This is a genomic window from Variovorax sp. F042, assembly GCF_057814215.1.
This window is the reverse complement of the sequence record NZ_JBVASX010000042.1, coordinates 1-380: the sequence shown is the minus strand read 5'-3', so window position 1 is coordinate 380 and position 380 is coordinate 1. Positions and strand designations below refer to the sequence as shown.

The window sequence follows — 380 nt, the reverse complement described above, 5'->3', positions numbered from 1 at the left end:
GACCGGCTCGCCGGCTTCGCGGGCACGGAGCAGCGTGGGCGCTTTCTCGGGTTCGAGCGCCACCACGCGGGCGCGCTTCTCGAACCAGCCGGCACGGCCGCCGATCAGGCCGCCACCGCCCACGCTCACGAGCACCGAATCGGGCAGACCGCTCTGCTGTTCGATCTCGCGGCCCAGAGTGCCCGCGCCGGCCACCACTTCGGGCTGGTCGTAGGCATGCGTAAGCAATGCGCCGGATTCCTTCTGGCGCGTCAGGCAGGCGGCCAGCGCATCGGGATACAGCTCGCCGACCTCGACCACTTCCGCCCCCAGCGCACGCAGACGCGCGCGCTTGGCTTCGGGCGACTCGCCGGGCAGGAACACCTGGCTAGGCACACCCA

Annotated in this window: 1 protein-coding gene; it reads right to left on the bottom strand. The window is 71.6% G+C overall.

Translation table 11 applies throughout. The features are described 5' to 3' along the window. Window positions 1-380, bottom strand: a 380-nt coding sequence (locus tag ACZYSP_RS35305; RefSeq protein ID WP_489019199.1) for a pyridoxal-phosphate dependent enzyme, incomplete at both ends; no start/stop codon positions are given.